At 60.8% G+C, this 22,101-nt stretch carries 21 protein-coding genes; 12 read left to right on the top strand and 9 right to left on the bottom strand.

The window, feature by feature from the left end; genetic code table 11:
• Positions 1-190 precede the first annotated feature (190 nt).
• From imuA to HV773_RS06685, 4 genes are read left to right on the top strand one after another with little or no spacing between them, the layout of a single operon-like run.
• On the top strand, positions 191-907 hold the full coding sequence (gene imuA, locus HV773_RS06700) for a translesion DNA synthesis-associated protein ImuA (RefSeq protein WP_115783668.1): 717 nt from the start codon (positions 191-193) through the stop codon (positions 905-907).
• The gene (locus tag HV773_RS06695; protein WP_115783667.1) at positions 828-2,297 is read left to right on the top strand and encodes a Y-family DNA polymerase; all 1,470 of its coding nucleotides are present in this window, start codon (positions 828-830) and stop codon (positions 2,295-2,297) included. Before imuA ends, HV773_RS06695 begins: the two co-directional genes overlap by 80 nt.
• A gap of 6 nt (positions 2,298-2,303) precedes the next feature.
• Positions 2,304-5,447 carry an error-prone DNA polymerase gene (locus tag HV773_RS06690; RefSeq protein ID WP_115783666.1) on the top strand — a complete coding sequence of 1,048 codons (3,144 nt, stop codon included), beginning with the start codon at positions 2,304-2,306 and terminating at the stop codon, positions 5,445-5,447.
• 49 nt (positions 5,448-5,496) lie between these two features.
• Entirely contained in the window at positions 5,497-6,456 is a 960-nt protein-coding gene (locus HV773_RS06685) for an SOS response-associated peptidase family protein (protein ID WP_115783665.1), read from the top strand.
• Positions 6,457-7,034: 578 nt separating this feature from the next.
• On the opposite strand, the gene HV773_RS06680 is transcribed toward HV773_RS06685, so the two are convergent.
• The 6 genes from HV773_RS06680 to HV773_RS06655 all read right to left on the bottom strand — a co-directional run bounded on the left by HV773_RS06680 (position 7,035) and on the right by HV773_RS06655 (position 11,151).
• Positions 7,035-8,429 carry a hypothetical protein gene (locus tag HV773_RS06680; RefSeq protein WP_162831539.1) on the bottom strand — a complete coding sequence of 465 codons (1,395 nt, stop codon included), beginning with the start codon at positions 8,427-8,429 and terminating at the stop codon, positions 7,035-7,037.
• A 6-nt stretch (positions 8,430-8,435) separates the two neighbouring features.
• The gene (locus HV773_RS06675; protein WP_162831538.1) at positions 8,436-8,924 is read right to left on the bottom strand and encodes a Mov34/MPN/PAD-1 family protein; all 489 of its coding nucleotides are present in this window, start codon (positions 8,922-8,924) and stop codon (positions 8,436-8,438) included.
• Positions 8,914-9,408, bottom strand: a complete 495-nt coding sequence (locus HV773_RS06670; RefSeq protein ID WP_115783662.1) for a DUF7665 family protein — start codon at positions 9,406-9,408, stop codon at positions 8,914-8,916. Before HV773_RS06670 ends, HV773_RS06675 begins: the two co-directional genes overlap by 11 nt.
• A 5-nt stretch (positions 9,409-9,413) precedes the next feature.
• Positions 9,414-9,932, bottom strand: coding sequence for a hypothetical protein (locus HV773_RS06665; RefSeq protein ID WP_115783661.1), 519 nt, complete (start codon positions 9,930-9,932; stop codon positions 9,414-9,416).
• Positions 9,933-10,100: 168 nt separating this feature from the next.
• Positions 10,101-10,817 (bottom strand): ImmA/IrrE family metallo-endopeptidase, encoded by a 717-nt coding sequence (locus HV773_RS06660; RefSeq protein WP_115783660.1) that lies wholly within the window; start codon positions 10,815-10,817, stop codon positions 10,101-10,103.
• A 4-nt stretch (positions 10,818-10,821) separates the two neighbouring features.
• Positions 10,822-11,151 carry a helix-turn-helix domain-containing protein gene (locus HV773_RS06655; RefSeq protein WP_115783659.1) on the bottom strand — a complete coding sequence of 110 codons (330 nt, stop codon included), beginning with the start codon at positions 11,149-11,151 and terminating at the stop codon, positions 10,822-10,824.
• 211 nt (positions 11,152-11,362) lie between these two features.
• Between HV773_RS06655 and HV773_RS06650 the strand changes: the two genes are divergently transcribed.
• The 8 genes from HV773_RS06650 (at position 11,363) to HV773_RS06615 (ending at position 19,592) form a co-directional block, all read left to right on the top strand.
• Positions 11,363-11,503 carry a hypothetical protein gene (locus tag HV773_RS06650; protein WP_167470554.1) on the top strand — a complete coding sequence of 47 codons (141 nt, stop codon included), beginning with the start codon at positions 11,363-11,365 and terminating at the stop codon, positions 11,501-11,503.
• 336 nt (positions 11,504-11,839) lie between these two features.
• The gene (locus tag HV773_RS06645) at positions 11,840-12,031 is read left to right on the top strand and encodes a hypothetical protein (protein ID WP_115783658.1); all 192 of its coding nucleotides are present in this window, start codon (positions 11,840-11,842) and stop codon (positions 12,029-12,031) included.
• Positions 12,032-12,110: 79 nt separating this feature from the next.
• Positions 12,111-13,034: a hypothetical protein gene (locus tag HV773_RS06640; RefSeq protein ID WP_115783657.1), complete on the top strand. Its 924-nt coding sequence runs from the start codon at positions 12,111-12,113 to the stop codon at positions 13,032-13,034.
• On the top strand, positions 13,031-13,978 hold the full coding sequence (locus HV773_RS06635; protein ID WP_115783656.1) for a tyrosine-type recombinase/integrase: 948 nt from the start codon (positions 13,031-13,033) through the stop codon (positions 13,976-13,978). Before HV773_RS06640 ends, HV773_RS06635 begins: the two co-directional genes overlap by 4 nt.
• Positions 13,979-14,227: 249 nt before the next feature.
• Positions 14,228-15,895 carry an HsdM family class I SAM-dependent methyltransferase gene (locus tag HV773_RS06630; protein ID WP_115783655.1) on the top strand — a complete coding sequence of 556 codons (1,668 nt, stop codon included), beginning with the start codon at positions 14,228-14,230 and terminating at the stop codon, positions 15,893-15,895.
• Complete coding sequence (locus HV773_RS06625; RefSeq protein ID WP_115783654.1) at positions 15,885-16,907, top strand: hypothetical protein; 1,023 nt, start codon at positions 15,885-15,887, stop codon at positions 16,905-16,907. Before HV773_RS06630 ends, HV773_RS06625 begins: the two co-directional genes overlap by 11 nt.
• 389 nt (positions 16,908-17,296) lie before the next feature.
• Positions 17,297-17,524: a hypothetical protein gene (locus HV773_RS06620; RefSeq protein WP_115783653.1), complete on the top strand. Its 228-nt coding sequence runs from the start codon at positions 17,297-17,299 to the stop codon at positions 17,522-17,524.
• A 187-nt stretch (positions 17,525-17,711) separates the two neighbouring features.
• Positions 17,712-19,592, top strand: coding sequence for an ATP-dependent nuclease (locus tag HV773_RS06615; RefSeq protein ID WP_115783652.1), 1,881 nt, complete (start codon positions 17,712-17,714; stop codon positions 19,590-19,592).
• A 255-nt stretch (positions 19,593-19,847) separates the two neighbouring features.
• On the opposite strand, the gene HV773_RS06610 is transcribed toward HV773_RS06615, so the two are convergent.
• The 3 genes from HV773_RS06610 to HV773_RS06600 all read right to left on the bottom strand — a co-directional run bounded on the left by HV773_RS06610 (position 19,848) and on the right by HV773_RS06600 (position 22,034).
• Positions 19,848-20,429, bottom strand: coding sequence for a hypothetical protein (locus HV773_RS06610; protein ID WP_175172070.1), 582 nt, complete (start codon positions 20,427-20,429; stop codon positions 19,848-19,850).
• Positions 20,430-20,510: 81 nt separating this feature from the next.
• Complete coding sequence (locus HV773_RS06605; RefSeq protein ID WP_115783793.1) at positions 20,511-21,248, bottom strand: DUF5677 domain-containing protein; 738 nt, start codon at positions 21,246-21,248, stop codon at positions 20,511-20,513.
• Positions 21,249-21,269: 21 nt separating this feature from the next.
• Complete coding sequence (locus tag HV773_RS06600) at positions 21,270-22,034, bottom strand: hypothetical protein (RefSeq protein WP_115783792.1); 765 nt, start codon at positions 22,032-22,034, stop codon at positions 21,270-21,272.
• Positions 22,035-22,101: the final 67 nt, after the last annotated feature.

The raw sequence follows: 22,101 nt of genomic DNA, 5'->3' as shown, positions 1-22,101 counted from the left end.
TGGCAAGCCCTACCACCCGGCAGGTCTGTCACCGCTGGGGTTCCCTCCCATGTCGCAAAAGATGGTCTCGCGCCCGCTTGGCACGGAACCCCAGCTGTAACCGGCCGCGGCCTCCGGACCACCCCCTTTTACATTTTTTGGAGATAAGCGCTACACTAGATACTGTATATCCATACAGTGTTCTTGCCCCATGAGCGCCCTCCCGCGTCACCCTGAAGAAATCCACCCCGCGCTATGGCGAGCATCTCAACTGGCCGCCGGCTTCGATCGGGTGGTGTCGTGCGGCCACGCCGCGCTGGCCTCCGGATTGCCGGGCGGCGGCTGGCCCGCTGGCGCGCTCACCGAACTGCTCACACCGCAGCCTGGCTGCGGTGAACTGCGTCTGCTGCAGCCCGCACTGGCGACCGTCGGATCCCGCCCCCTGCTCCTGCTGCAGCCGCCGCACCGGCTGCAACCGGCCGGTCTGGCGTGGCTGGACATTCCCTCAGCGCAGGCCTGCGCACTGCATGCTCCGCGCACTGCTGACGCGCTGTGGGCCGCCGAGCAGATCCTGCGTGCCGGCACCTGCGGCGCCCTGCTCTTCTGGCAGGCCGAAGTCCGGCAGGAAGCGCTGCGGCGCCTGCATCTGGCCGCGCAGGCCTCGGACACCCTGCTGTTCCTGTTTCGCCCGCTCGCGGCCGCCCAGGCGACGTCGCCGGCGCCGCTGCGGCTTGCGCTGCGAGCCGCCAGGGGCGGTATTGAAGTGACCTTCGTCAAGCGCCGCGGACCGCAGCGCGACGAACCCGTTTTCGTTCCTCTCGTACCTTCACCTGCCCTGTTGAGCCGATATGCAACTCTGGATCGGCGTACATCTGCCGCACCTCGCCCTCGAGTCGTTTCTCCCGCGCTGGTCGATGCCACGCAATGAGGGCGGGTTTGTCGTGCTGGAGAAGGACCGCGTTGTCGCGCTCGACCGCGCGGCGCACTCGGGCGGGATCGTGCCCGGCATGCGCCGCGGTGGCGTGTTGACGCTCGTCCCCGACGCGGTCATCCGGGAACGTGATCTCACCCGTGAAGCGGAGCTGGTTCGTGGCGTGGCCTTCGCCCTGCTGCAGTTCACCCCGCACGTGGTGCTGGCGGAGGAATCGGTCGTGCTGGTCGACGTCTCGGCGAGCCTGCGGCTCTTCGGCGGTATTCGCCCGCTGCGCCGACTCGCGCGCGAAACGGTGATCGCGTTCGGCGTAACGGCAACGCTTGCTGTTGCACCAACAGGGCAGGCCGCGTGGCTCTTCGCCCGGTCCTCGGGTGGCATTGCCCTCACGTTGCGATCCGTCGACCGCGCACTGCGTCGCGTGCCGTTACCTGCCCTGCCGCCGGCGCGCCACTACGCCGAATGGTTCGACGGCCTGGGATGCGAAACGGTGGACGACGTCCGGCGCCTGCCTCGCGCAGGCCTCAAGAAACGCTGCGGCACGGCGCTGCTGGATGCGCTCGATCGCGCGACGGGCGCGGCACCGGAGGTGTATGAATGGCTCGAGATGCCTCCCGCCTTCAGTGCGCGACTCGAGCTGCCCGACCGGATCGAGCACGCAGAGGCCGTGCTGTTCGCGGCGCGGCGCCTGATCCTGCAGATGACCGGCTGGCTGTCGGCCCGACAGCTTGCGATCGAGCGGTTTGTGCTTGAGCTCGAGCATGAGCGCGGCCGCGCGGCGGTGCCGCCGACGGCAATCGAAGTTGCCCTTGCGGAACCGACGTCGCGCGAGGACCACCTCGTGCGTCTTCTGAAAGAACGGCTGGGCCGCGTTGAACTGGCCGCGCCGGTCATCGCCGTTCGCCTCGATGCAAAGGACGTCCGCGAAGCGGACGCGCCGAGCGAATCGCTGTTCCCGGAACCCGGCGGCTCGCCGCAGGATCACGCGCGCCTGATGGAACTCCTCGTCGCCCGGCTCGGCGCGCAGAACGTGCTCAAGGCGGCTCCGGTTGCCGACCACCGCCCGGAAGTCGCCGCACGCTGGCTTCCCATCGGCGAGACCGCCAGGCCCATGTTGCCACCGCCAGATCTTCCGCGACCCACCTGGCTTCTGGACAACCCGGTACAGCTCATCATGCGCGGCCACCGCCCGTTCTACGGCACGCCGCTGCGCATGGTCTCGCCGGGCGAACGGATCGAGGTCGGCTGGCAGGATGGGCACCCGGTGACGCGAGACTATTTTGTCGCGGAGTCCGACGACGCGCTGCACTACTGGGTCTTCCGGGAGCGCGTAAGCGCCGTCGAGGAACGCGAGCCGCGCTGGTTCCTGCACGGCCTGTTCGGGTGATCGCCCATGGCGCCGACCTACGGCGCACTGCCCGACTATGCGGAACTCCAGTGCGCGTCCAACTTTTCCTTTCTGCACGGCGCATCGCACGCCGAGGATCTCGCTGCACGTGGGGCGCAGCTGGGCTATGCCGCACTGGCCATCACGGATGAATGCTCGCTGGCCGGCGTTGTTCGTGCCCACGTCGAGGCGAAGAAGGCCGGTCTGCCGTTCATCGTCGGGTCACACTTCCATCTGACCAACGCCGACGGCACGCCTGCCCTGTCATTCACCGCGCTGGCGATGACACGCGAAGGCTACGGCAACCTGTCGGAGCTGATCACGCTCGGCCGCATGCGCGCGCACAAGGGCAGCTACCGGATTGCCCCCCTGGATCTCGCGCACCCCGAGAAGCCCTTCGGGCACCTGCGGGCACTGCCGGACTGCGTCGCGATCCTGTCGCCGGACTACCCGGCCGACGAAGAGAGGCTGGATACGCAGGTCGAGTGGTTCGCCCAGACCTTCGGCGATCGCGCGTGGATCGCCCTGACGCTGCATGCCCGGGCAATGGACGACATCCACCGTGGCACCGTCGAACACGTCGCTGCTCGCCACGGCATTCCCGTCGTGGCGACAGGTGCTCCTGTCATGCACGTGCGTTCGCGCAAACCGCTGCAAGACGTGCTCACGGCGATCCGGATTGGCAAACCGGTAGCCGAGTGCGGCTATGATCTCGCGCCCAACGCAGAGCAGCATCTGCGATCGCGCCTGCGACTCGCCAACCTGTACCCGCAGCGGATGCTTGAGGAGACGCTGCGGATCGCGCACCTGTGCACGTTTTCACTCGACGAGCTGCGCTATGAGTATCCGGACGAGCTGGTGCCAGTCGGCCATACGCCGACCAGCTACCTGAGACAGGAGACTTACATCGGCGCACATCGCCGCTGGCCAGCGGGCATCCCACATCAGGTACAGCAGCAGATCGAACACGAGCTCTCGCTGATCGGGGATCTGCGCTACGAGCCGTACTTTCTGACGGTCTACGACATTGTCCGGTTCGCGCGCAGCGAAGGGATCCTGTGTCAGGGGCGCGGCTCGGCGGCCAACTCGGCCGTGTGCTTTGCTCTTGGCGTGACCGAGGTGGATCCTGCGCGCTCGTCGATGCTGTTCGAGCGGTTCATCTCGAAAGAGCGAGGTGAGCCGCCCGACATCGACGTCGATTTCGAGCATCAGCGCCGTGAAGAAGTCGTGCAGTACATCTACCGCAAGTACGGGCGCGATCGGGCAGCACTGACGGCCGCCGTGACGACGTACCGCCCACGTAGCGCACTGCGCGAATCGGGCAAGGCGCTCGGCGTGGATCCGGCGATCGTCGATCGCGTCGCGAAGGCTTACCAGTGGTTCGACTCCAGCCGCGATCTGCTCAACCGCTTCGCCGAGGCCGGTCTCGACCCTGAAGCACCGCTGATCGTGCAGTGGGCGAATTTCGCGGCGCTGCTGCTGGGCTTTCCGCGACATCTGTCGCAGCACAGTGGTGGCTTCGTGATCAGCCGCGGCAAGCTGTCGAGGCTGGTGCCGATCGAGAACGCTGCGATGGCCGACCGCTCGATCATCCAGTGGGACAAGGACGACATCGAGGCGCTCGGTCTGCTGAAAATCGACGTGCTCGCACTTGGCATGCTGTCGGCCATCCGCCGCGCGCTCGACGTCATTTCGGAAAAGCGCGGCGAGCCATTCGAACTGCAGGACATTCCTGCCGAAGATTCCGAGACCTACAAGATGATCTGTCGCGCCGATACCGTTGGCGTATTCCAGATCGAGTCGCGCGCGCAGATGAGCATGCTGCCCCGCCTGCAGCCGCGCTGCTTTTACGATCTCGTGATCGAGGTGGCGATCGTACGTCCGGGCCCGGTACAGGGCGGCATGGTGCATCCCTACCTGCGTCGGCGGCAGGGCGTGGAGCCCGTCACCTATCCGAGCCCACAGATGGAGCAGGCGCTTTCGCGCACGCTCGGCGTGCCGATCTTTCAGGAGCAGGTGATGCAGGTCGCGATGCTCGCGGCAGGATTCACTGCCGGCGAGGCTGACCAGTTGCGTCGCGCGATGGCCGCATGGCGCCGCAAGGGCGGACTCGAAGCCTACTACGACCGCATCGTGAACGGGATGCTCGAGCGCGGTTACGACCGCGAGTTCGCCGAGGCCATCTTTGCGCAGATCCAGGGCTTCGGCGAATATGGCTTTCCGGAGAGTCACGCGGCGAGCTTCGCGCTGCTTGTCTACGCGAGTGCATGGCTGAAGTGTCATGAGCCGGTCGCGTTCCTCGTCGCCATGCTCAACAGCCAGCCGATGGGATTCTATTCACCCTCACAGCTCGTGCAGGATGCAAGGCGCCACGGCGTGAAGGTGCTGCCCGTCGACGTGACGCTCAGCAACTGGGACTCGGCAGTCGAGGGCAGATCGACTCGCGCGCCGGTGCGCCTCGGCATGTCGCTGGTTCGCGGCCTGAAGGAAGAAGCCGCCGCGCGCATCGAGCTCGCGCGGGCCGTGCGGCCCTTTGCCGATGTCTCCGATCTGGCACGACGCGCGCAACTCGATCGCAAGGACCTGCAGGCGCTCGCTATGGCCGACGCGTTACGCTCGCTCGCCGGCGACCGGCGCGCAGCTCTGTGGCATGCGGTGGCTGCGGTACCGGACCGGGATCTGCTGCGCGGCGCGACTGATGACGACGCGACGCCGGTCCTCGCGCCGATGACGGAAGGCCAGCAGATCGCCAGCGATTACCGGACCCTCGGTCTGACACTCGGCCGGCACCCGCTGGAACTGCTGCGCCCTCGCCTGCTTGCCCAGCGCCTGCTGTCGGCGTCGACGCTGGCCGGATTCCGGAACGGGCAGCTCGCTCGTGCCTGCGGCATCGTGACGGTCCGGCAGCGGCCGGGCACGGCCAAGGGTGTGATGTTCGTCACGCTTGAGGATGAGACCGGACAGGTCAACGTCATCATCTGGCCGTCCCTGCTGGAAAAGCAGCGACGCGAAGCGCTCGGCTCGTCACTGCTTGCCGTGTACGGTGTCTGGCAGCGTGAGGGTGAAGTGCGCCACCTCGTCGCGCACCGGCTGGTCGACGTTTCCCCGCTGCTCGGCTCGCTCGTCACGTCGACACGAAACTTCCATTAGGAACCGGCGTACCATATTCGCGCACCTTCCTTCAAAAAGGAGAGCCACCATGTGCTATTCAGCCCAGATCCAGGCGGACTACCGCAAGTACGTCAGGATGTTTGGCGCGCACATGAGCATCCGGGAGTTCGCACAGCTGTACTGGGAACGCGCCGAGGGCAGCAACATCAAGATTCCGAAGGCGATGGACGCCGCGTTCTCGGTTCCCCAGACCGACGAGGAACGGCGGATCAAGGAAGCGATTGACCAGTTCACCCGCGACCAGGTCCCAAAGCTGGAGCAGGAACTGTTCAAACAGCGCGCGCGACTCGCCGACGCGGAACGCACCCTGCAGAGCAAGACGACGAAGGCGGCCACCGAAAGCAAACGGATCGCAACCAACAAGATCGAGTCGGCGCTGCACGGGCTCGACGATCTCCGTCGCACCGAACTGAAAGACCGCGATTCGCGAATTTTCCCCGGCAACTATGCTCCGGTCATGATCATGGAAAACGGCAAGCGTGTCATCAAGCCCATGCGATATCACTGTCGCCCGGCTGGCAAGCCTGCGTTCTACGACAAGAAATATCCCGGACTTTACAATGCCAGGTTTGACAACCTGGAAGGCTTCTGGAAGGGACTCTTTGGGTATTCGCACGGTCTTATCGTCGCGAACGCGTTCTATGAAAACGTGAAACGACATCGTCTGGAAGGGCGCGAACTCGCCGAAGGCGAGCTAGAGGAAAACGTGGTCCTGGAGTTCAAGCCGCAACCCGCTCGGGACATGCTAATCGCCTGCCTGTGGTCGCACTGGCAAAGCCCTGGCGAGCCTGATGTGCTCTCCTTCGCGGCCATCACTGATGAGCCGCCCCCTGAAGTTGCCGCCGCCGGCCACGATCGCTGCATCATTCCCATCAAGCCGGAGCATATCGACGCGTGGCTCAATCCCGATCCACGCAATCTCGCGGCACAGTACGCGATTCTCGACGATCGCCATCGTCCTTACTACGAACATCGGATGGCGGCCTGAGCGGACCGGACCGGCGACGACATCGGAGCGCATTACTTGCTGCCGGCCTGGCGTTACCGCCTGTCCACGAAGAAGGACATGTTGGCGAAATAAATTTGCGTAACTAACAGATAACAGGTTCAACCCACCTACTCAAACATGGGTGAACTGATGGCGACATCAAATCGTGTGTTCTGCGTCAACTGTCTGGCGCATTTCGTTGCCGAGAGCGGTGAGGATATGTGCCGAGGCCTCGGCTATTTGATGTTCCTGAGAAATCCCAAACTGAAGCGACCGGGAATAGTCACTGTAACGTTGCCCGCTAAGCAAGTCAGGTACACAAGATGTCACGGCGAGTGGTATGAGCCCAAAGAGCAGGTTTAGAGCAGTTCATCGCTCGGGCAGTGATCAGTGGAAAGTCCGTTCTTGAGATCGCGGCGCGTATCCCTCCCCAGCATCCGCATCCGGGGAAGGCCTTGCTAGATGGCGCAGTCGACGATGGCTCACCAACCTTCAAAGTTGCGTGTTAGATGGCCCACTGCCCGATTCACCGACGACCCGCTGCGCCGCCATAGTTTGATAGGCAGACCCTACAAAAGTTACTTGGCGGCTTGCGTTGCCAAGCCCCGCATCGGCGTCGCCACCTCGCTCGCCAGCCGCCCGTCCAAAGGACTGTTGCCGAGCGCGCAGAGCCGAAGCTTCAGGTCGCTGAATGTCGGGCCACCGTTGACGTTCTTGAGCATTTCGGCCAGCACGATGCACGCTGCCATAGCTCCGACGAAAGGCACCGCGACCGATTTGCCCGCGAGCAGTAAGCGGCCGCACTCGTCGGCACCAAGGGTCTGATATGCCGCGTTGCTATCGGCCTGTTGTCTCTTACGTGCCTCGCGCAGAGCGACCTCCGACGCGGACTCCAGGGGCCACACTTCCGAGGCGATCCGTGGATTCGGCCAAGTATGAAAAGCGATGGTGTCAAAATTAAATGCCTCACCGCCCAATCCGCTATCGAAAATCGCCTGGAAACCAGCATTTGCGAGCCACTGCCGCGGCTGATTATCGTCAAAACCGCACAGAGCAATTATTGGTTCACGATCGGTGCGCCTGAATTGCATGTCGACGCGACGCTCCAGCAGCCTGGTCACGAACCCGCGTCCTTCAAGCCATTCCGCAACCACGCGCGTCTTGAGCCGTTGCACCGCCGCAGCCGTCAACAAGGCGCCCGTCTCGACGTTCACCTTCTCTACCTCATCGTCATCGCAGAGCAGAACCATCACCCTTTCGGGCGACGCGTACGGCAATGCTGCAAAGCCCCACAAATAGGCTTGCCCCAGATGCCCGAGTCCAAAGAGGCCCAGAGAGAGCGGCAATTCAGCGAGCTGCATGCCAACCGCGTCCGGGTGTTCAAACGGCAGGTCCGGCCGCCAGAGCGACATCGCAACAACCCGCCGCGTGGCCGTGATGTTGATGCCTGCAAAATCGGCGAACAACTCCCCCACTGCAATGGCGGCGACCGCAATGCCGGCAAGCGGACAGTAGGTACGCTCCGCCATCCGAGGCACCTCGTTCGCGGGCCCGACCGAAATACGCCAGCCGTCATAGGTCAGCCTGAGCGAGCCTTCTTCGGCGACCGCGTTACCGAGCAGAAGATGACGGCCGCGCGGCGCAGCTCTGTTCCGAGCGACCAGGCTGCCGCCAAGCTCGATGATCGCGTCACCTAGCGTTCCCGAGCGGACCACCGGAACCAGGCACGGAGCCAGCCACATGTCTGCCGACGCGTGCACCACAGTTGCGCCGGCGAAACACTTGACGCCTAAGTTCACCGCAGTGAGCAGAGCCAGCTGCAAGCCATATGACGCTTTGACGTCATCGCCGACGAGCACCTCTAGGCCTCGCTGCGCTCGTCGGCGACGGGACTCCTCCAGATCAGTGGCGTCTTGGTCCATGAATAGCTTGTCGATACGCGACAGCAGGTCACTAGAGATCGGTTGGTTCATCGGGCGTCACCATGTGCAGAGCTTGATCGGGGCGTCAGGATGGTCGTGGGGAAATGACTTCCAGCGTCCATATCCCTGAAAAACGTGAATTCCTACACCTGCCATTGACCACTTCGATGCGTATCCATAGCGAGGCAGGATGAGCGCAACGTGCCCCGCCACGGGCAGCATGGGGTGGTCCTGGTCGATGCTGCTCTGGCGAACGTCAGCCGTCGGATGGGTATGTACGTCGGCTAGAACTTGCAGCTCCTTCTTCTCGCAAAGATCCCAGAGCTCCGAAAAACCTTTCGCATGGAACATAACAATGCCTTTCGACAGTGCGGTGGGGTCGAGATCGTCGTAGCAGACAAAAGCCTCAACTCGACCATCGGGCACCGTCGTTTTGCCGAGCAGGAAAGCGCCGCTCTCCTGCCGGCGCTTTCCCCGCTTGTGCAGCTCCGCGACCAGCCGGCGCCAGGTCAGCAGGGGGATCCGGATGGTACGTTCAGCAGCCAAGATAATCCTCGCAATTCAGCCAACGGTGCACCAGGGTAAGGAAATCCGTCAGCGTATGCTGGGGCGTCCATACATACTGCGGATTCTGTGTTGGCCACTCGTGGTGATTGAGCCTCGCCTGCCTGTCGTAGGGGTGATAGAACCCCTTCCCAGGAGCCGACCAGCCGGAGACCTTGAATACACTTTCAACAGGTGAGTTTGGGCGGCCTTTCGGCCATCGGTCGATTGCCAGGAAGTCGTTGCCAACTTCATCCCAGAAGGCCCCAGTCGGCGACTGGCTGCCGTAGCCGTCGACGTCCCAGCGGACCGTCAGGCGTTCAGGCCCTCCCGGGCGTGGTGCGGCCTGAACCGACGTGTAGACGAAGGGCCAGTCCGCCTCCGACACCTTCCGAATGAGCGACCACTGCCCTTTGGCAACGCCAATCTGAAATTCTGCGCGTTGCAAGTCTTCCCCGAGAAGACGCTGAGCTGTCGACTTCGACATTGCGATCAGCCTTGTGGGGTCACTTCTTTGATCAGATCGAACTCCAACGCGTGGCAACCCGGTTCCAGGAGTTCGCCCAAAAATTCGTTCGGACGAGGATGCTGGCCGGTCGGCCGCAACGCGAGGACGAAGTCGGCGCCCGCACGCGGGTCAATATTGAAGCGCTTCTTCGCCCAGGTTGTCACCGTTGCGATAGTCGTCGCAGGAGAAAACCGGCGCTTGTGATGGCCATTGAAGAACACCGTCACTTCTACACGATGCACCGACTGCGTATGCACGTGCTTATGCTTGTGAAGCTCCAACTGCTCGATCGTCAATTCAAGGTCGACCGGTTCATGGGTATCGGCGTCGGCGTCCGGCAGGCGAATCGCCTCGTCGACCTCACCGACGAAGACAAACTGACCTTCGCCCGGGAGTGCCTCGCATCGGACCAGCAGTTCCCTGAGTGTTTCGTTGAGCCGTGTCTTCGCCACCTGCGGGCGGCCGCTACCATGGAGAAAAACGTCCACTGACATCTCGTTCATACATACCTCTTCAAGACAGTGATTGTTCGCAAGAGCGCTATTTCACGGCGCCTTCCCTGCTTATCTTGGCGAGGCGTTCACAACATCACAAACGCTAATCCGCCGATATGCTGATTAGCGTATCACCAACGCGCGGTCGGTGCAAGCGGTTGCTATGTTCCGCGCTGTTTATTCGAAGAGAGATCGGGTAGCAGCGGCCTGCGTCACAAGCCCAAGCTTGAGGAGGCGCACGCGGGCCGCTTCATCTGACACCTGGAATGTGTTCACGACGCTTGCAATGAGCGCCGCGCCGTGCGAGGTCTGCAGCGAAACGGCCCCATAGAGGCCGTGCGTTTCAGCAAAAGAGCAACATAAGGCGAGCACGGCGCTCTTGGGCATCAGGATCGCGCCGCATACGTAGCCGGCTTGCCACTCCATCCAGTCAGTCTGCACGGCATCGATCATCGCATCACGCTTACAGATAATCTTGTCGCGGTTCGGCTGTTGGCGAAGCAGGTCCGGTGGCTGCTCTATCTCCCAGAGGTAGCTGTGGAAGTGGACATGCCCGTACTCGTGCGTCAGCGTCGTTCGAAGCCGGTTTTCACGGCGTGCGTCCTCGGTAAGGATCGAGGCTATCTTCACTGCAGGCTTGCTTCCCGGGTGAAACTCGGTCACACCCTCGACATCGGCGCCATAGACGGAAAGGTCCGCGTAAACGTCCAGATCTTCGGCATCGCGCTCGATCAGGTTCTTAAGGTCCTCTGTATCGATCGGGTAGCGGACGTCGCCGTGCAACTGTTTGAGGAACCCAGTAATGATGGACTCGCATTCTCGATCCAGCTCTTCTGGTTTGAAGTGTGGCCGCTGCTGAAAGCGGCCTGTGTGATCGCGAACAAAAGTCACCATGGCGTCATTTCGTTTGTGGTCTGCGGAATGCAGTGAAGGCGGCTCTCACTGCATCCTCTGATAAATTCTTCTGGCGTATCTCGTCGGGAAGCTTGCCTGCCAGGTAATGGAGATAGTCGGCGTCGATCTTGAGGGCCTTGGCAAACTGTAGGATCAGGTGATCCGAAGTCGGATTACGACGATCGCGTTCGATGTCGTTAAGGTATTGAGGAGAAATGGGCGCGTCGTCTTCTTCGCGCAGGATGCGCGAGGCCAACTCCTTCTGGCTGATCTGGAGCTTCTTGCGGGCGTCGGCAATGTAGCTGCCGAATGTGGCTGGTTCAGGGCGAGTCATAGGATATCTGCGTCTCCGCTAATCAGCGAATCTTACAGGAAGGGTAGGTGTCAATCGCGATGGGAGCAAGAAAGATTCACGGAGCCAAATTGTCGCGAGGCTATGGCAACCATCCCGTGAAGCAACGCCCGTCCCTTGCCTTGAAATTCCCTCTTGTTGTTCATACGATTAATGTGCCCTGACTTGAGGGTTCGACCACAACGAGGTGACCATGGCAACAGGCAAGAAACCAGCATCGGACGCGGGCAAGATCCTGCGTGATCCGAAGTCGACCAGGAAGGAGAAAGAGGTCGCCGCTTCGGACCTCTCCCAGCGCAAGGGCGCAACCTCAAGCAAGCCGAAGAAAAAGTGACTTTCCTGGGCGCGGGCGGGTGGGTTCTCCGGAACCGATCCACCGCGCTTTATTCAATGCGGTTACTATTGATAAAATATGTTATCAATAGTACCCTGGCTGCCGTGCCATCTACCCCACGCCATCACAACCATGTCCGAACATTCCGACAACGACTGCAGCCCCGTTAATACGTGGAACTACCGCGTGGTTGAACTGTGTCACGACGGCGGTGCAGTCATGCTCACTCTACTGCAGGAGGCCCTTGCCAAACCGGTCCTCACGCCGGCTGATTTCGCCCGGCCGGCCACGTGAACCAGCCAATGGAAGTCCCCGTTTTACCCGAAGGAAATAAAGATGGATTACCGAGTGAGCTATGAGCACAGCCTGGCGAGTTCGCCGGACGACTTCATCGTCCAGGTGCCGGGCCAGACAGTCAGCGACGTGCCGGCGAATGTCCCGCGCGCGCTGCTGCCCGAGTTCATCGCCGACCTGATCCGCGAGCGTTCGCCGAAGATCGGCCGGATCCGCAACCTGCGCATCCTGTGATCACCGCGTCTGAAGACATCGCCGTCGACCGGGTCGCCCCGGCCGGGCGGTTTCCATTCGCCCGCCCGGAGACTGACTTATGACGTTCATGCAGACCGAGTGCGCGCTGGCCATGGGCACGCTGCTGCACGCGCTTCCCGCGTCGACGCCCGACAGCCCGATCCTGGGCATGCCCGCGACCGTGTTCGGTGCCGGCGTCAGCGGCCTGGTCGCGTCGGCCATCACGCTCGCCGGCGTGTTCGTCTCGAACTGGCACAACCGGCAGCTCAAGCGCAGCGAACTCGACCATGACGCCACGCAACGCAATCGCGAGCGGGAGATGGCCCTGCGCCGGGATGTCTTTCTGCCGGCAGTCGAAGCCGCGCTCACCATGCAGAATTCGCTCGGTGCGCTGGTCAACCTCCAGTTGCCCGTGACTGGAATTTCTGAAAAGTATGGGACGGCCCATGCGACCTTCATCAAGGTGGCGGCAATCGGCACGCAGGATACGGTGAACGCCTGCCAGGCGCTGGCCAGTGCGCTGGGACGGGGCTTCTGGGAACTCTCGCTGTGCCGTGCCAGACTGGAAAATTTCCAGAGCCAGCTCGCCGACCTGGACCGGAACACGACGATTCACGAAGGCCTGCGCGATGCGTGGATCAAGGTGCAACTGGACCTGGTCACGAAGGCGGAAAAAGACAACGACGCGTGGCAGGCCGCAAGAAACCACGTCACGCACCACGTGAACGAGATCGGCAAGGCGATGGCGGAGCGCAACCGCATCGTTGACCTGCGGCAATCCGCCCACAGCGAAATGGCCAGGATCATGCTCACGCAGATGGAGACGCCCGGCGCATTGTTCCCGCCAGCGCTGTTCGCCATGCGTCGCGAAATGCAGCTGCCACTGGACGAAACCGCCTTTCTCGAACGCTACAGGAAGCTGCGCGAAGAGCAGATGGCCGTCCTCAGGGCGACTATCGACCCGGCCCATGATCACGTGGCTGCTACGGAGGCCGTCAGATGAATCTTCCCACCCTTGCCGATCGCGGCCAGAGGCTGCTGACCACTGACCAGTTTCACCGGCTGGCCGCCGTCCCTGCCGAGGCCGAGTGGTTTGCCAATCTCGACAATCCCCGCACGCGTCGCGCGTACCAGATCGACCTGCAGGACTTCATGAGTTTCACCGGGATCCAGCGCCCGGACGAGTTCCGCATCGTCACCCGCGCCCACGTGCTCGCGTGGCGCAAGGTGCTCGAGGACCGTACGTTGTCCGGCGCGACGATCCGGCGCAAGCTCGCCGCGCTGTCGTCGCTGTTCGAATACCTGTGTGAAAAGAACGCCGTTGACTTCAATCCGGTCAAGGGCGCGAAGCGTCCGAAGGTCAACAGTAACGAGGGCAGGACGCCAGCGCTTGGCGATCATCAGGCGCGCGCGCTACTCAATGCGCCTGACCCAACTACGCTCAAGGGGCAACGTGATCGCGCGATGCTCGCCGTGCTGCTGTATCACGGGCTGCGTCGCGAGGAACTCTGCCTGCTGAAGGTCCGCGACATTCATGACCGCCGCGGCGTGCCGCATCTGCGCGTGCACGGCAAGGCTGGCAAGACCCGTTACGTCCCGCTCCATCCCGCGAGCGCCGAACGCCTCCACACGTATGTAGAAGCGGCCGGCCACGCGATGACACCGGACGCAGCACTGTTCCAGCCGACCCGGAAAACCGGCAAGGCGATCACGGCGGATGGCGTGTACAAATGCGTGCTCGGGTATGCGGCGCAGGCCAGGATAAACGTGGAAGGTTTCGGCGTACACAGCCTGCGTGCGACTGCGGCAACCAACGCTTTGGAACATGACGCAGATATCGCAAAGGTCCAGGAGTGGCTTGGCCATGCGAACATCGCAACCACAAGGATCTACGATCGCCGAAAGGCCCGACCACAAGATTCACCAACGTTCAAAGTCCTATATTGAGTCGCCGCGACCGCGGTCAGATCGGTTAGATCAACGGCTCGGTATAATGCGTTTACGGAAGATTCCCTGCGCGTGCGATGTGGGACGTGACCGTACCGTACATCGACTTGATCGAATTTATAAAGAGAGCGAACTTCGTTCTTGGCTAATGAATAAGAAGGTAGCTTGACAATGAACTCCCGCTTCAGCGAGGCCGGTGCGGCAAGTTTCCGCGTTAAGACCCGCGCCGCTGCTTCCTAGGATTTGCAAGTGACTCTCGTACGCTCCGTCCATCCCGACGACACGCCCGCCCTCCGCAAGGAGCGAGGTGCCTTCTTCACGCCCGATGAGATCACCCGGTTCGTGGCCAATTGGGCCATTCGCAAGCCTGACGACCAAGTGATGGAACCCTCGGCAGGCGATGCTGCCTTCCTTGTCGCCGCCGTGACTCGCCTTCGCGAACTGACATCGGACATGGATGCGCGTCCGACCGTAGACGGTGTCGAGATTCATGCCCACAGCGCGCGCGTCGCCCGCCAACGCGTGCGCGAAGCTGGTGGCAAAGCCCAAATCCGGCACAGCGACTTTTTTTCGGTCGAACCTGAATCGTTCTACGACACTGTTATCGGCAACCCGCCCTACATCCGCTATCAGGACTTTTCGGGCGAGTCGCGTGCTCGATCCCGCGAGGCCGCCCTCCGAGGTGGCGTCTCGCTCACCGGCCTTGCCTCCAGTTGGGCCGCATTCACTATCCACTCCGCGCTTTTCCTGAAACAGGGTGGGCGGCTCGGGCTCGTTCTCCCGGCCGAGTTGCTCTCGGTGAACTATGCGGCACCCGTGCGCCGGTTTCTATTCAACCGCTTCCGCGACGTGCAACTCGTGCTCTTTGACGAGCAGGTGTTCCCCGAGGCCGAGGCCGACGTCGTCCTGCTACTAGCCGACGGTTATCTTGAAGGCCCCGCGCGTCACGCGACCATCCGGCAAGCGAAGAACGCCGCTGACCTTGCGTCGCTCGGTGCAGGACTGATCTGGACGCCGACTGACCCGTCGGCCAAGTGGACCAGCAGCCTCATCGACCCGAAAGCAATCGAGCCGCTGCACGAGCTACTGCAGCGAGGACTGTTTACGAGCTTGGAGACGTGGGGGGACACCACCCTCGGCATCGTCACGGGCAACAACAAATACTTCACGCTTTCACCTCAACGTGTGAAGGAACTCGGCCTGCGCCGCAATGAGCTGCTGCGCCTCTCGCCGCCTGGAAGTTCCCACCTGCGTGGTCTCTCGCTCTCCAACGCCATGCTTACCAAGCTGGGCCGCGAAGGTCACGCTACCTATCTCTTTTATCCGGGCGATCCACCCTCGGCTGAAGCAGCGGCATACATCGAGGACGGCCACCGAACTGGTGTCGATACTGCATACAAGTGCCGCGTCCGCAAGACCTGGTACCAGGTGCCGCTCGTTCCCGCCGCGGACCTGTTATTGACTTGCATGAACGCAGACACACCCCGACTCACAGCAAATGACGCTGGAGCCCGCCACCTCAACTCGGTGCACGGCGTCTACCTCGATGCAAAAAACCGTGAACTCGGCCACGAACTTTTGCCGCTGGCGAGCCTGAATTCGGTCACGCTGCTGCACGCAGAGATGGTTGGCCGCGCGTATGGTGGGGGGATTCTGAAGATCGAGCCGAAGGAAGCAGACGTCTGGGCAATGCCCTCGCCCGCGTTGATCTTGGCCCATGCCGACGCGCTTCGCACAATCAAACAACAGGTCGCTGAGCTATTAAGCGAAGGCAGACTGCTCGACGCCGTAAATATCGTCGATAAAGTCGTCCTTGCGGGCTGTGGTGACTTGACGGCAAAACAGATCAAGCAAATCCGGCAGGCGCGAGCAGAACTCGCCAACCGCCGCACAATGAGGGCAGGCAGTGGCCGCTAAACAATCCGCGAAAGCAGAAGCGTGGGTCATTTTCGACCGAATCGTCTCCCTCGCCGCCCCTGGCGGTGTGCACAGCAATCCTTGGATCAAGAACGCCGACGGCCAGTTGCGCTTCGAGCCGGACTACACCACGCTTGTCAAACTGCTGGGCGTTCCTCTTTACTTAAAGGCCGGGACCCAATCCGGAGTACCGGCGTTAGCCCTCGATGTATGGCTGAGCTATGAGTTGCGACGGGCGGGCTTCGACTCAGATCAGGCGTGGCCGCGACCAGTCCACCCGCGCATCCTCCCGGCGGCTGTCGCGTACTTGCTGAAGGCACTGCCCCGCAAGATCCGGGATGCTGTGGCGGATCGCGTGAACAACCAAGCTTCGATCCCTGGCGTTACGTCCTCCAGCGCATCCATCCTTGGTAAGAACTACCTCAAGCAGGTTGACGTCATCATCACGGACTGGGCCACGGGGCCCGAGTTGCTGATTTCGACAAAGCGCATGGACTCCTCCTATGGAAAAAACGCACCGAATCGCATCGAGGAGTCATACGGTGACGCTAAGAACCTGCGATTAAGGCACCCCCTCGCAGCTCTCGGTTTTGTGTTCGGGCTTCGCTCCGACATCCTTCAAAAGGAGCCTAAAACCGCAGATTGGTTGTTTGACCTGCTCGCCAAGCTCGGGCGTGAGGACGACGCTTACCACGCGACCTGCCTCGTCTTGATGGAATACTCAGACGATGCCGCAATACCCGACACTGGCGAAGAAAGGCCCGCTGAAGGCGTGCCGGAGCCTGGGCCTGAATTGGTCGAAGAAGAAGATGCACCGGCCCCCACCCCCGAGTCGGAAGTTGATCGTGAGATTGCGGAGCTTCCTAAAGTGACGATCCTCGAAGAAAAGATTCCAGAGGATCTCGCACCTGGCCGCTTCCTCGCAGCGATGGTCACGCGTGTCCTTGGCGCTACGCCGGTCAACATGCACGAGGAAGCGCGGCAACGCCGTGCCTCGCCGGGGCTACGATAAAGACTGTCTCTGCTGGGCTCTGTCGCGTTGCATGTGCCGCTGAATGTTCGAGTGTGTGAGTGCGGGGGGACCTGACCTCCTCCGCTCATTCGAGCTCGGTACACGAGGTGCCGCTCGCGGCACCCGAAGTAGTCATCGATCGGACGATGTCGCCTTGGCTAGTACGACAGTCGCGTCCTTGATGGTTCTGAGATTCCTTATGCGAACCGATTCAATACGCATAACGGTCTCCGCTTTCGGTTGCCTCGTTCGGACGTTCTGATCAACACCGGGAAGACCCCTGCTGGTGACAACGGCATGGCAGCTTATAGTATCCGCTCTGCGGAACAGTGGTTGCACATCGGAGAAGTAGAGAAGCCCCCCATTTTCGTTAGGTAGCAGGAGGTTTTATGGAACGCTATAAAAATCTAAGTGGCGATTCGAACGTCGTTGCCTACGAAATTGAACAAGGGTCTATTACTGTCCAGTTTGGCGACGGCTCGGTTTATCTCTATACAACACAGAGTACCAGTGCAGCAAACATTGCCGAGATGCAGCGTCTGGCGAATGTCGGCCACGGCCTAAATAGCTTCATTGGCCGTGTTGTTAAGAAGGGTTACGCCCGAAAAATTCGCTAGGTGTTCGTGCTCAGATCTTGAGCGGCTGCAACGAGTTGAAAATCCGTGGTTATGGAACGCGGAAGCAGACGTTCACGATCGACTGCTATCAAGACACGTGAGCGAACGATCCGGCGAGAGACTGCTCTTTCGGGCGACGAGTCGGTGTTCGCGGCTCGGTCTTCGGCACAAGGAGCTGGAACCTGCAATGAAAATCCAATCCATTCGCATCAAGAACTTCCGCACGTTGAGAGACGTGACGATCCCCTTCGATTCCGTCACGACATTCATCGGGCCGAACGGTGCCGGTAAGTCAACTGTGCTTCGTGCGCTCGACTGGTACTTCAACGGTAAACCCGGCTCGCTGACGGAGAAGGACTGTTCCTTCGGTGTCACTACCGAGAACATCGAGGTTCAAGTCACCTTCACCGATCTCACCGACAAGGATCGCGAAGCACTTGGCAAGTACGTGCCGGACGGCGTTGCCACATTCACAGCATGGAAGCTCCGGTCGCCTGACGGCTCTGAGGTGCTTTCGGCGAATGCGAAGGGCTTTCCAGAATTCAACGCGGTCAAAGCAGCAGGCGGCGCGACGGCGAAGAAGGATCTATATGCCAATCTCCGCAGCAGCCGTGCGGATCTAGATCTCCCAGCGGCCAATACAGGTGCAGCGGTTGATCAGGCGATGACGGCGTGGGAGTCCGCTCACACCGACCAGCTCGCCGACGCCCCCGAAGCGCTGCAGACCAACTTCTTCGGTTTCAACAGCGGCGGCAAGATGAGCGGTCTCTTCGACTTCGTCCTAGTCACTGCTGACCTTCGCGCAAGCGAGGAGTCGACCGACGGCAAGGCGAGCATCATCGGTCGAATCCTTGAGCGCTCAGTTGATCGTGCTGCTGCGGATGAGGAGATCGCTACGATCGTCGAAGAGTCGCGCACGAAGCAGCAGAAAGTCTACGAGGAAAAGTTCAAGGGGCAGTTGGACGCTATGACGACGCAGCTCAACGAGGTCGTCAGATCTTACTCGCCTGGTCGGGCTGTCACGGTCTCGCCTGCCGAAGTGGAACTCAAGGCCCCACGGACCACGTTCGAAGTCGCAGTGCTCGATGGCGCAACCGAGACCGCTGTGGAGCGACAGGGACATGGCTTTCAGCGCACGCTCCTGGTTTCGGCGCTGCAACTTCTGGCGCAGTCAGGTGCGGCGTCGGCAGAGGGTGTCATATGCCTGGCGATTGAGGAGCCGGAGCTCTTTCAACACCCGATTCAGGCCCAGACCTTCGCGAAAGTACTAAGATCGCTTGCCGAGAAAGCAAGCAAGCGCATCCAAGTGACCTATGCGACTCATAGCCCCTACTTCCTTGAGGCTCGACATTTCGACCAGATCAGGCGGCTGACGAGGTCGTCTGACGAGACCCCTGTGGTCACTGTTCATTTCGCCACGGTCGACGAAGTGAAGACGAGGCTCAATGAAATAGTAGATGCCGACCAGGTTGGCCGTCAACTTGATGGCATAGTCACGAATCGCCTCTCGGTCGCGTTGTTCGCAGCGCGTGTGCTGCTGGTGGAGGGGGATACAGAGGCGGCCGTGTTCTACGGCATCGGCGATCGGGACGCCGTTGGGCGTCTCGAATCCCAGGGACTGTCGATTGTTCCGGCCGGAGGCAAGGGTGGAATCCCGCTTGCTCATGCCATCCTTACCTGCCTCGGGATTCCGACCTACGTACTCTTCGACGGGGACAGTGGCTTCGAGGTACGGGCTAAGGCTGCGGGCAAGAATCCGACCGTAATAGATGGCGAGCGCACGAAGTTTTCGACAGAGAACCGTCGGCTGTTGAAGTACCTCGGTGAGACAGAGGTTGATTTCCCATCGGAACAGGTCGGCGATTGTGTAGCGACCCTGAGCGACCACCTTGAGACCTACCTAGAGTCCAACTGGACGGAGTGGGTCACGTCGTGTGCGGCGATTGAGGCCGCCGCCGGAATCCAACTCGCAAAGAATCAGTATGCTTACCGGACTGCGACGCTTGAGGCGGAAGGAACTGCGCCAGAGATGCTTAAGCAGATTCTCACAAAGGCGGGAGGAGCGTAGACATGCATGAAATCATCTGCCCGCACTGTCGTAGAGCAAAATAAAGTCGTCACAACTTCGCCAATAAAGGTGTCACCTGACACGCTCGCTGCTCGAATTATCCAATAAATCTCATCAATTCAATAACTTGGAAAAGCGCAATAAAGATGTCACCGGCGATGGGGAGCGTGCTGTGGAACCCAGCCTTTACAAGCGTTCCGGATTGACAGGTTTATTGCGTTCTACGGCAGGCGCCAGCGGGAATAAACAGGGACGTCAGGAGATCGACGGCTGCTCGTTGTCCCCGTCAGGCGTAGCGGGCCGCGGGCGCAAAGGCGCCAGTTGCCACTTCAGGAACGCGCCGATCGGCACCTTGCCTTTCTTCTCGTCATGCTCGCAGAAGTAATAGACGAAGCAGTGAACGCCGGCAAGAATCGCCAGGCCCAGCAGCAGGCCGTCAGCCCATCCCGCTCCGCCAACGGTGGCCGTGCCGCCAGCTGACCGGCAGACATAGCCGAGATAAACGTCAACTGGAAATCCCGCGATGAATGTGAGGGCGAAGATCGCCGCGGCGGGCACCTCCCTGTTGCGCCCCCGAGCCCGTGGCAGCCACAGGACAACGCACATCAGCACGGTGCCTGGAACCACATGCACCGCACGTGCGTCGCAGTACGAGGAGAACGTCGAGATCATCAGCGACAGCAGGAACACAACGCGATGGAACCATCCCAACGCGTTGAAACTGCGGGGCAGGTAAAGCAACGACAGGGCCAGCGGCAATATGGCCCCGACCGGATGGATAGAGACGATGTTCGTGTGCTTTGAGCATCTTTCGGACGGCTTCCCTACTCTGTTCATGCTCAGCTCGCCGTGCTGCGGCCTCCGCTTGCCTGAAGGGCGCGACTCGCTTGATGATGTCCATAAGGTCACCCATGTTCTCTAGCGTTCTATACGCTTGTCGACGACGCTGCTCCACTTCTGGTTCATCGCCCCAAAAACCGAGTCGAAATGATCGCCGGGAAATTTCGCAATCTTGCCGAACTGATGGGTTGCATCCATCAGTACCAGCAACGCAGTGTGGACGACTGAGTGTACAAACTCTGGCGGATCGTCCTGCTTGTAGACCATACTCTTTTCGCCCTGATGCCGGAGCGCCAGGACAGCCAGATCGTTATGAGAGAAAGCGCACAGCATCGAATATGGTCCAACCAAATGCCATAACTCCGCAGTTCCAAGATCGTCGCTGATTTTTTTCGGCTTGCGCCCCGCTGCACGAAAAGTTTCACACTCGGAATTGCAAATGGCGTAGCTATCCTTGATCGTCACCTTCAGGTGTTCAGGAATATTTGGGTCAGCCAGTATCCCTTCGTAGACGCGTCGCTCGCCTCTCAACTTCTCGTATCGCATCTGGTCGACGTAGCCGCTATCGGACGCAAGCATCTTCATCGCGACGAGAGCTTCGATCATCGACCGGACGTGCGTAGCAGAATGAGTACTCATATGGGCATTCGCGAGTCGCAACGCCGCTTCAAACTGCTCGGCGATCGTTAGTACGAGGCCGACCCGCAAACGGTCCGGCCCACCCTTCGGAGGACGTGAGCGGACAATGAGGTTTCGAAGATCGTCAAGGATCTGCCCCGACGTATTGAGAAGTTGTGCGACCGTTATTGTGTTCATCTTCTTCTGCCGAGGGGCGGTTCAATCCGGCTCAAATCCCTTACCAGACATAAACGCGTCAAAGCTTTCGATCGTCTCGTCGTCTGGAGGTTCGGCCGTGAAGTCGAGATCGCGGATACTGTCAGCAATGTCGCGGCGGTTGATATAGCCCATACTGTACTTACCATTCTCCAGTTCAAAGTCCAGTGAGCCGCACCAGCTATTGATGCGCCCGTAACCGGGCATAAGCGCCGCCTGCTTTGGATTGCCGCTGACTTCGTGTTTTGCAAGCGACACGCGAACCCACTCCAGACGTGCGAACGGAATGTAGATATGTCGGCGTTGCCTGTCCAGTTCGGCCACGATCGCTTCGTCGTTCAGCACCCGCTCGATCTGCTCAATTCTGATTCTTAGCCCAAAGTGCAAGTCCGCCTTGTGCCGCTCTTTCAGCGACGCCAGTTTCTGTTCAAGCCCGTGGTTCGCATGCCACTTGATGATTTCACTGGCACGCTGCCTCCAGTTTCGCAGCAGTTCATACGCAGCGAAGATCCACATCTGCGACTGCGCGAGCAGGAAATGCGTGTCAGCGGGTGTGGAGTCTGTCTCGAACAGTTCTCGCAATACCTTGTATTCCAACGGCATAAGAAACTGGTCGACGAGGTTCAGGTTTTGCGCCTGAGAACTCAGGTACATATCGTCGGAGAAAAAAACAAGGTTCGATAACGATTGATAGAGCGCCGTGCTGCCGATCGCGTCCGGATCGTCGTATCGTGAACCTTCGTCGTGTTCCTCGAGATTCTCATCCACCTTCGCCCCCGATCAACATGATTATTCCTTGCACGCCGTCTAGGCGCGTTCGCCTGGCGCAAACCGG

It is taken from the genome of Paraburkholderia caffeinitolerans (assembly GCF_902859945.1).
GTDB lineage: Bacteria > Pseudomonadota > Gammaproteobacteria > Burkholderiales > Burkholderiaceae > Paraburkholderia > Paraburkholderia caffeinitolerans.
Note: the sequence above shows the minus strand (reverse complement) of the source record. Positions and strands in the feature narration are given on the sequence as shown.